Genomic DNA, 9273 nt, shown 5'->3' with positions numbered 1-9273 from the left:
GTGGTGCCGAGTACGTCATTCTCGAAAGCGCGATGGGCCTTTTCGACGGCATTCCCGCGCCGGAAGGCCGTTCGGGTTCGGCCGCCGATCTCGCCCGGCTCTATGGCCTGCCGGTGCTTCTGGTGCTCGACGTTTCCGGCCAGTCGACCACGGCCGCCGCCGTCGCCAAGGGCTTTGCCACCTACGATCCGGATGTGCGCATGGCCGGCGTCGTGCTCAACCGCCTCGGCAGCGAGCGCCATCGCCGACTGGCGGGCGACGCGATCGAGGCGATCGGCCTGCCGGTGGTCGGCGCCATCATGCGCGATCCGACGCTCAACCTGCCGGAGCGGCATCTCGGCCTCGTCCAGGCAGGGGAGCACGAGAACCTCATGGCGCATCTCGACCGGCTGGCCGATATGGTCGAGAAGTCGCTCGATATCGACGCCATTCTCGCGCTGGCGTCTCCTCTTGAACCCGCGGCCGGCGACTTCGGCGAGGCATTGCAGCCGCCAGGCCAGCGCATTGCGCTGGCCGAGGACGCCGCCTTCACCTTCCTCTACCCGCACGTCGCCTCATACTGGCGAAACGCTGGCGCCGAGATCGTGCCCTTCTCACCGCTTGCCGACGAAGCGCCGAGCCAAGATTGCGATGTCTGCTGGGTGCCAGGCGGTTATCCAGAACTGCATGCCGGCAAGCTTGCGGCCGCTGGCAACTTCCGTGCGGGAATGGCGCGTTTCGCCGCGACCAAGCCAGTGCATGGCGAGTGTGGCGGCTTCATGGTGCTGGGCGAGGTGCTGGAGGATGCGGACGGCGAGAGCCATAAAATGCTTGGCCTGCTTGGCCATTCGACCAGCTTCGCCAGGCGCAAGATGAACCTCGGCTATCGCGAGGCGCGGCTGCGCGCCGGGTGTCCGCTTGGCAGCGAAGGCATGCTCATCCGCGGCCATGAGTTCCACTATGCGCAGATCGCCGCCACAGGCAATGACGAGCCGCTGGCGGACCTCGCCGACGGCCAGGGCAATCCGCTGGGCGCGTCGGGTTACCGGCGCGGCCATGTCAGCGGCACTTTCTTCCATGCCATTGCGAGGGGCGCATGAGCGGCGGCCTTTCCGAGCCTCGGCGATTGCTCGACGACATAGGCCTCAGCCTTGTCTTCTTGACGCGGCTGAGGCTGCCGTCGAGCGATTTCGGCGGCCGCAGCCTAGCCGAAGTGATCTGGGCGGCACCCTTTGCCGGTCTCGCCGTCGCAGTCATCGGCGCGCTTGTCTACGCCATCGTTGGCGCCCTGGGCCTTGCCGCCGGTCCGGCTGCGGCGCTCGCGCTTGCAGCGACGATGCTTGTCACCGGCTGCCTGCACGAGGACGGGCTCTCCGATATCGCCGATGGATTCGGCGGCGGCAGGACGCGCGAGAAGAAGCTGGAGATCATGCGCGACAGCCGCATCGGCGCCTATGGCGCCGCGGCGCTCGGCATCTCGCTGCTCATCCGCTGGAGCGCGCTTTCGGAACTGGCCGGCCCTGGCCACACCTTCCTGGCGCTTTTGGCAGCGCACGCCGCCTCGCGCGGCCTGTTCGGCGCCTTCATGCATCTTCTGCCGCCGGCGCGCCCCGATGGGCTGTCGGCCGACGCGGGCTCGGTCACTGCCGAAACCGCCGTCGTTGGCGCCGCGCTCGGAGCCGTGGCGCTGTTGGCGCTCGGCCTCGGCGGCGCAATTGCCGCGGTCGTCCTGCTTGGCCTGGTGTTTGCCGCCTTTCGTGCGCTCTGCCTCAGCCAGATCGGCGGCCAGACCGGCGACACGATCGGCGCGCTGCAGCAGCTCGGCGAGATCGCCGTGCTGCTTGTCGCTTCCGTTTGCCTTTCCTGATTCTCTTTCGGAGACCTTGCCCTCATGTCCCCCCAAACAACTTCGTTCAAATCGCTCGAAGACCTTCGCGCCGCCTGCCTCGATCTGTCCGGCGGCAGCGATCCGGCCGCCGCCGCCGTTGCCCGTCGCCAGGACACGTTGACCAAGCCGCAGGGCAGTCTCGGCCGTCTGGAAACGATCGCCGCGTGGTTGGCCCGCTGGCAGGGCCGCGACATGCCGAAGCTCGATGCGGTCAAGGTCTTCGTGTTTGCCGGCAATCACGGCGTCACCGCGCAGGGCGTGTCGGCCTATCCTTCGGAAGTCACTGTACAGATGGTGGCGAACTTCGCCGGCGGCGGCGCTGCGATCAACCAGCTCGCCCGCGTCGCCGGCGCTAGGCTCGACGTCATCCCGCTCGATCTCGACCACCCGACCGGCGATTTCACGCAAGCGCCGGCCATGGACGAGCAGACCTTCCTCGCCGCGGTCTCGGCCGGCTACGACGCCGTGACCAACGATCTCGACCTCGTCTGTTTCGGCGAGATGGGCATCGGCAACACCACGCCGGCAGCAGCGATCTCGGCCGCTCTTTTCGGCGGCGGCGCGGAAAAATGGACCGGCCGCGGCACCGGCGTCGATGATGCCGGATTGATCCGCAAGATCACCGCCATAGAGGCGGGCCTGAAGCGCCATGCCGATTCGCTTTCCGACCCGCTGAAGATCGCCGGAGCGCTTGGCGGACGCGAGCTTGCGGCGATCTTCGGCGCCACGCTCGCCGCGCGCAAGAACAACGTGCCGGTGCTGCTTGACGGCTTCGTCTGCACCGCCGCCGTGGCGCCGCTGGCAAGGCTGCACCCGACCGGGCTGGCGCACACCGTCGCCGCCCATGTCTCGGCCGAAGCCGGTCATCGCCGCCTGCTCGAAGCGCTGGGCCTGCCGCCGCTGCTCGACCTCGGCATGCGGCTCGGCGAAGGCTCCGGCGCCTGCCTTGCCGTCAACATCGTCCGCTCGGCGCTGGAGTGTCATACGAGAATGGCGAGTTTCGCGGAAGCCGGCGTTTCGGAAAAATAATCTTCCTTCAAAATTTCAACGCTGTTGAAATGACGAAATAACGTCGTCTTGATTGTTTCGTGCGACAGAGATGTTTCACGGGAGATCGAAACGATGTATTTGAAGGGCCTAATATTTGTTACGTTTCTTGCTGGGATGGCACTGCCGGTCCTTGCCCAAGATCAATATGTTCGCCCGCTTCGCCCCGGCGAAGACGGATATGCCAGAATCCAATCGTCGATTTCGATGACCCTTCCGGTCAAGGACGACGAGGACGCAGCCGCCCAGCAGCAGGCCGCACTTCGCTCTTTCTACAAGGTCGCGGCCGTCAGTTGCGCCATGGTGGTCGAGACTGTCGCCGACACCTGCGAAATCACCGGCATGACAACTAACGTCAATGCCCGGGATCGCAATGTCGGTGGTTATGGCGGATCGCAGGTTACGGTGACCGGCCAGATCACGATGAAGGTCAAGTTCAAGGCCAGCTTGAACAGGACAGCGCAGTAGGACTGGTGCCCATCTCGCTTGTTTTCTGGCCGCTTTATGAAAAGAATTTGGTGGGTGTGCACAGGATCGAACTGTGGACCCGCTGATTAAGAGTTTGCGCTGCTAGCTTTTAGAAACACCCCATACCGCTTTAGTAAGGTCGCATAACCCTTGAAAAATCTATACAAATCGCGGAAAAAGTTTGCGCGGCCGGAGTAAACTGTTTTACACAGGACCCTTACTAAAAACCTTAGTAAGGAGAGTTCGATGCCAAAAGCGAAGCTCACGACCAAGGGGGCAATTGACGCCCTACCCCCTCCAACCAAGGCTCAGGAGCACTGGTGGTGCACTAGCCTGAGGGGCTTCGGCGTAGTCGTCGGAGCCAAAAGCAAAACGTTCGTCGTCCAGCGCGACGTCAAGGGAAAGAGCCGACGCGTGGCGATCGGCAGATATGGCGACATTACGCTTGATCAGGCGCGCAAGCAGGCCGAGCAGTTGATGGGGAAGATGCGAGGCGGGATTGACCCCACCGGGGAGCGAAAAGCCGCTGCCGCCAACAACATGACCCTGCGTGAGGCGCTCGAAAAATATGAGCGATATCTGGTTGCCAAGGAACGGTCGCCAAGAACCGGGGCGGGATATAGGGCCGACCTTCAGCGCTATTGCTCGGACTGGTTGGACCGCCCGATGGCAGAGATCACGCGTACCGCCGCCAACGCTCGACATCATCTGATTGGGGAGAAGCACGGCAAATCCGCAGCAAATGCCACCATGCGGGCGCTCAGCGCTATTTGGCGGCGTATCGGCCGGGAGTACCCGGCGCTAGATGCGACGCCCACCGTCAATGTGGATTTCTATCCGGCAACGCGCCGGACGGCGGTCATCCCCTATGCGCAGTTACCCGAGTGGTGGACCGGCGTTCATCAAATCCAGAACCCAATCCGGCGCGATCTCTACATATGGTTCCTGTTCACTGGAACGCGGCGAGAGGAGTCGGCATCGCTGCGCTGGAGCCAGGTCGATCTTGACGCCGGACTGGTGCATTTCCCCATCACCAAGACCGAACCTTTCACGCTGCCACTATCTGACTTTTTGCTCGACCTTCTGCGTGGTCGTCGGTCGTGTGAAACCACGCTGGCGCAGTTCGGGGCCAATTGTGAGTTCGTTTTCCCCGCTTGGACTAGGGCCGGCAAAATCGGCCATGTGAGCGAGCCGAAATTGAACGAGAAGGAAGTCGCGCTTTTTCCATGCGATTGGACCCCGCACACGCTTCGCCACACGTTCGTGTCGATTGCAGAGAACAAGGTTTCTATCCCGGCGACCCATGGCCGGCTCCTCGTCAACCACGCATTGCCAAAGTCGGGCGATGCACATGCGGGATATAACCACCCCGACTTTGACGATTTGAAACGCAGCCAGCAGTTGGTCACCAACGCGCTTAAGGCGGCGATCTGGAAGTTCTCCTACCCGCAACTGCCGCTGTAAAAAAGCGCTATGCGAACGTCTAAAAAACGGTATGCTTGCGCTGTAAATTGTCTGTCGGGGCAAAGCGAAAATACCACCGACAGATAGTTCCTTCGCAAGGAACAGCCCAACTTCGCTTGGCGCTTGGGACCATCGCCCAATGCTGCCGTGATGCCCCTACGGGATGGGGATAGGGCTCACTCGGGGACCGTAGGCAGGCGCGGTCGTCTTCATGAGTGAGATTCCCATGAGCGACACCATTCGCGAATACATGAACACCAAGCAGGCCGCCGACTATCTTGGCTTCTCCCACCAGTTCCTCGAGATCGGACGACACAAGGGCTACGGCCCGCCGTATCTCAAGTTTCCCCAGGCGGTGAAATATCGTCGCTGCGACCTAGACGCCTGGGCCGAGCAGCATCTGCGGCAGCATACAAGTGAGGTAGCATGAAAACGCCGACCCTGAGTGAACAGGGTCGGCGCTTTGGCGGTCTGGGGTGGGAACCGAAGAATATCCGCATCGTCCGTTTTCAAACACCGCAACGCGCTTCTCAGGCGGTGTTGAAATTGAGGGGCAGCACCATGCTGTCCCACATCGAAATGACCAAAGGGTGTTTCACGCGGAAATCGACCCTGGGATCACACTCCCAAAGTACCCGCAAAACCGTTTTGATACAAGGGTTTAGGGTACCATGGACAGCCATCCTCTATCCGTCGATTTAGATGAAGCAGAGCGCTTTCTAACGCTGCTCGATTCCGATCCGGAATTCACCTTCCAGACCTTTGACGATGACGAAGCGCGTCAGGATAGGAAGCTTACCAAGACGCTGCACGGAACGCTCGCGCAGCACGGGGACACGTTGAAGCGCCTCAACGCGGCCGGCGCGGGCATCTTCTTCACGGTCAACAAAACAGACGGATCGGGTGATCGGAAATCCGAAAACATAGTCGGCATACGAGCGCTTTACGTCGACAAGGACAACGGGCCTGTCGATGATGTGTTGAAGCATACCATGCCGCCTCACATCGTCGTAAAGACATCGGGTCACAAAGGGCATGCGTACTTCCGCATCGAACCCGGTACGCTCGACCTCGCTGACTTCCGTAGCTCGCAGAAAAGGCTGATCGAGACATTCGGCAGCGATCCCGCCGTGCACGACCTTCCCCGCGTCATGCGCCTACCGGGTTTCCTGCACATGAAGAACAGGAACGCCCCAAATTACGTGCATATGACGCACGTCGATGAGGAAAGGCCGAGTTACCATGGTCGAAATTTCTACGTTCCGCCTAAACAGGCTAACGCTGAGGCGGAGGAAAATCCGAACATCGCCACAAGCGAAGACGCCAAGCGGTTTTTAGCATCCGAATGCGACAAGTTGGCCGAGAGCCGGCAGCCTGGCCGCAATAGCCTCTTGAACAAGATCGCCTTCACTCTAGGCGGCGTGATCGCAGCGAAGCAGCTTTCGGAGGATGACGTTAGACAGGCGCTGGATGCCGCCTGCGAAACCTGTGGGCTGCTGGCGGGCAACGAATTCCGAAAGACGATAGGCACGCTGGATCGGGCGCTATCAGACGGCAAAGCGAAACCGCTCCAACTGGCCGAACGGTCGAAGGAGAAAGTTCCCAAGCTGCCCGCTATCGCACCCGCTGTATGGCCCGCAGCCAGCAGCATTCCACGTTTGGATCGCCTGTACGGGCATCACTATGTGCGCGGCTTCGTTTCAGCGACAGCGGGACCGGGCGGCATTGGCAAAAGCTCGCTTAGCCAAGCCGAAGTGGTGATGATGCTCGCCAACAGAGGCATGATTCAGGACCAGCGGATATACCACCGACCCTTGAACGTCCTCTACATCAACCTCGAAGACGATCTGCACCAGATTTGGCGGCACTTTTTAGCGACGGTCAGTCACTACAATTTCGACCCGAAAGAGCTTGAGGGGAAGCTGTTCGTTCACTCGGGACAGGATTACCCGATCAAGATCGCAGAGCTCAAAAAGCACGATGTCCGTGTCTGGTCTGAACTCGTTGATGAACTGATCCAGTTCGCGTTGGCGAACAAGATCGACGTGATCATTCTCGACCCCTTCGTAAGCCTGCACAACGTCAACGAGAACGACAACGGTCAGATCGATGCCGTGGTGAAGGAGCTGGGCCGACTAGCCAGCAAGGGCAAGTGCGCGGTCGAAGTCATCCACCACTCGCGCAAAACCAACGGCGAGGGGCAGTCGGTGGAGACAATTCGCGGAGCACGCGCGTTCACCGACGCTGTGCGCATGGCCCGCGTCATCGACACAATGAACGAAACCGAAGCGGACAACTTCGGGCTGATTGGCTTCGATGAGCACGGCAGGGAAAAGCCGAGTTACCGGCGGTACATCTATGAGCGACCAGCCAAACAGAACCTAGCTCCTCCAGCGGACAAGCGATGTTGGTATTTCCTCGAAAGCGTCGCCGTCGGCAATGCGGGCAAGGAGCAGGATCTAGAGCCAAGCGATTGGGTGGGTGTTCCGACACCATGGACGCCGCCCAAGGGGGGATCGCTGTTCGAAGATGATCAACTGCCAGCATTGCTGAAGTTGTTCGAGAACGAAGACCAACGCGCAGACATCAGGTCACAGGATTGGGCAGGCTACGCTGTCGGGGAACTGCTCGACTATGACATGGGGCGTGGTCTTAAGGCCAAGGAAGTACTCGCTCGGCACAAGGGTGCGAGGAAGAGGGCTCAGGAGGTAATCAACGAGTTGAAAGAGCGGGGACTGATCATCGAGGAGACGCGCAAGAACAAGAACCGCGAGCCTGTGCCCACATGGATACTAACCAAGCTCGAAAAGGTGCCGTTTTGACCGTGGCGGCAGGAGTGCAGGAGTCGCGTTTTTTAAGTACTGCGGCACCGCTGCCCGAGCCACGTGCAGGAGTGCAGCAGTCTGGGGCCCCCCTAAAGGGGGGTGCCCCTACTAGTGCTGCAACACCTGCCAATGTCGTGGCGTTGCCCACAAGCGGGGAAGGAAGAAATTTCTCCCAACCCCTGCGGGCGGCAAAGGAAACCGGGTTGTCTGTATGCGGTAGGCCGGCTAGGCGGGCGCTACAGCGTGAAACAGCCCCGCGCCCGAGTAGTGCACTGGAAACAGCGAGACGCCCGTGTAGGCGGCTGTATTCCGAGACGAAAAATACCGGATTGAAGCCGTTATTAGCTGCGCCCCTTGGTAGTATCGCAGACAGAATAAGTGTTAGTTATTCAGTCTTCGATGAAGATGCCGCAATAAAATCCTTGTTTTGCAGCGCTATCAATGCGTAACGTGCACACAAATTCAAGTCTAACAAGGCTTTTAGCAACTGCATCTGCCGCATTTTGCCCGGCGATCAGCCCCGGAAACTCGCCTATGGATAGCTTACCCGGTCAAGCGTTAGTCGAGGGCTCCAAATCCCCGCAACGCTCCAAGATGGCAAACGGCAGCGCCACGCTCCTTGGCGCGAGAGACGAGCGCTCCGTCTACGTGAGACGGATGAAAGAGATAGTCGCGGAGCACGTGGAGGATCGAGGGGGGCTGGATGCTATGTCAGCCGCCGAGAAGTCCTTGATCCGGCGCGTCGCCGTCATGACCATCGAACTGGAGAAGCTTGAGACGCGCTTCGCAGAGGACCCCACGGTCGGGGAACGAACCCTTGACCTCTACAATCGAACAGCCGGGAACCTTGGTCGTCTGCTGGAACGACTAGGGCTGAAGCGCAAGGAGAAGCCTCCCAGGACGATTCAGGGCCATCTCGCGGCCAAGAGGCGGGCATCAGCATGAAGCCCCTCATCAGCATGCGCGAAGCCCTCGCTGACCCAGACCTGTTCGGGACAATCCTCGAAGGGGATAGTTGGGCCGCGTGGCGGGTCCTTCTCATCGCCATCATGGGTGAGCCGCTTACAGATGACGAGCGCATCATCTTCAAGCAACTGACGATGCGCGACCAAGAACCCCTCCAGCCAGTCGAGGAATTTTGGGCCATCGTCGGCCGGCGCGGCGGCAAGACGCGCGCCATGAGCGTGCTCTCCGCCTACCTCGCCAGCCTGTGCGATTGGAGCGACGTTCTTGTGCCCGGCGAGATCGGGCGACTCCAATATATGTCCTACAACGCCTATCAGGCCGGCATTGCGCTCGGCTATGCAAAGGCGATCTTCACCGAGTTGCCTCTGTTCGCGCAACAAGTCGAAAAAATCGGCGCCGACATTATCGAGCTCAAGACCGGCATCGAACTGGAAGTGCGCGCGGCGACATGGCGCGGGTTGCGCGGCGTCACGTCGATCGGCGCGGTTTTCGATGAACTCGCGTTTTTCATGTCGGACGAATATTCCGCCAATACCGATAAGGAAATTTTGAACGCGGTTCGCCCGTCGCTCGCCACCACATCTGGGCCGCTGATTGCGATCAGTAGTCCGTTCGCCAAGACCGGCGAAGTCTACC

8 protein-coding genes and 1 pseudogene are annotated in these 9273 nt (G+C 60.6%); all 9 read left to right on the top strand.

The window, feature by feature from the left end; genetic code table 11:
- Positions 1-1079 (top strand): cobyrinate a,c-diamide synthase (locus EOA32_RS28140; RefSeq protein ID WP_128373447.1); only part of this gene is annotated, 1079 nt, incomplete at its 5' end.
- On the top strand, positions 1076-1846 hold the full coding sequence (cobS, locus tag EOA32_RS28135) for an adenosylcobinamide-GDP ribazoletransferase (RefSeq protein WP_128373446.1): 771 nt from the start codon (positions 1076-1078) through the stop codon (positions 1844-1846). The genes EOA32_RS28140 and cobS, both read left to right, overlap by 4 nt.
- Positions 1847-1870: 24 nt before the next feature.
- A complete protein-coding gene (gene cobT / locus EOA32_RS28130; RefSeq protein WP_066998717.1) occupies positions 1871-2896 on the top strand; it encodes a nicotinate-nucleotide--dimethylbenzimidazole phosphoribosyltransferase in 1026 nt (341 codons plus the stop codon).
- Positions 2897-2989: 93 nt separating this feature from the next.
- Positions 2990-3382, top strand: coding sequence for a hypothetical protein (locus tag EOA32_RS28125; protein WP_128373445.1), 393 nt, complete (start codon positions 2990-2992; stop codon positions 3380-3382).
- A 246-nt stretch (positions 3383-3628) separates the two neighbouring features.
- The gene (locus EOA32_RS28120; RefSeq protein WP_128373444.1) at positions 3629-4846 is read left to right on the top strand and encodes an integrase family protein; all 1218 of its coding nucleotides are present in this window, start codon (positions 3629-3631) and stop codon (positions 4844-4846) included.
- A gap of 226 nt (positions 4847-5072) precedes the next feature.
- A complete protein-coding gene (locus EOA32_RS28115; RefSeq protein ID WP_128373443.1) occupies positions 5073-5276 on the top strand; it encodes a helix-turn-helix domain-containing protein in 204 nt (67 codons plus the stop codon).
- 241 nt (positions 5277-5517) lie between these two features.
- The gene (locus EOA32_RS28110; protein ID WP_128373442.1) at positions 5518-7668 is read left to right on the top strand and encodes an AAA family ATPase; all 2151 of its coding nucleotides are present in this window, start codon (positions 5518-5520) and stop codon (positions 7666-7668) included.
- Between the two features lie 597 nt (positions 7669-8265).
- A complete protein-coding gene (locus EOA32_RS28105; RefSeq protein WP_128373441.1) occupies positions 8266-8616 on the top strand; it encodes a hypothetical protein in 351 nt (116 codons plus the stop codon).
- Positions 8613-9273, top strand: a pseudogene (locus EOA32_RS28100) (hypothetical protein); the annotation flags it as partial. The gene EOA32_RS28105 and the pseudogene EOA32_RS28100, both read left to right, overlap by 4 nt.

The sequence above is a fragment of the Mesorhizobium sp. M1A.F.Ca.ET.072.01.1.1 genome (assembly GCF_004023325.1).
Taxonomy (GTDB): Bacteria; Pseudomonadota; Alphaproteobacteria; order Rhizobiales; family Rhizobiaceae; genus Mesorhizobium.
Note: the sequence above shows the minus strand (reverse complement) of the source record. Positions and strands in the feature narration are given on the sequence as shown.

What these genes read in the sequence shown, in the direction of transcription:
- cobS (WP_128373446.1), top strand. Translation starts at nt 1,076, where the DNA reads ATGAGCGGCGGCCTTTCCGAGCCTCGGCGATTGCTCGACGACATAGGC.
- cobT (WP_066998717.1), top strand. Translation starts at nt 1,871, where the DNA reads ATGTCCCCCCAAACAACTTCGTTCAAATCGCTCGAAGACCTTCGCGCC.
- EOA32_RS28125 (WP_128373445.1), top strand. Translation starts at nt 2,990, where the DNA reads ATGTATTTGAAGGGCCTAATATTTGTTACGTTTCTTGCTGGGATGGCA.
- EOA32_RS28120 (WP_128373444.1), top strand. Translation starts at nt 3,629, where the DNA reads ATGCCAAAAGCGAAGCTCACGACCAAGGGGGCAATTGACGCCCTACCC.
- EOA32_RS28115 (WP_128373443.1), top strand. Translation starts at nt 5,073, where the DNA reads ATGAGCGACACCATTCGCGAATACATGAACACCAAGCAGGCCGCCGAC.
- EOA32_RS28110 (WP_128373442.1), top strand. Translation starts at nt 5,518, where the DNA reads ATGGACAGCCATCCTCTATCCGTCGATTTAGATGAAGCAGAGCGCTTT.
- EOA32_RS28105 (WP_128373441.1), top strand. Translation starts at nt 8,266, where the DNA reads ATGGCAAACGGCAGCGCCACGCTCCTTGGCGCGAGAGACGAGCGCTCC.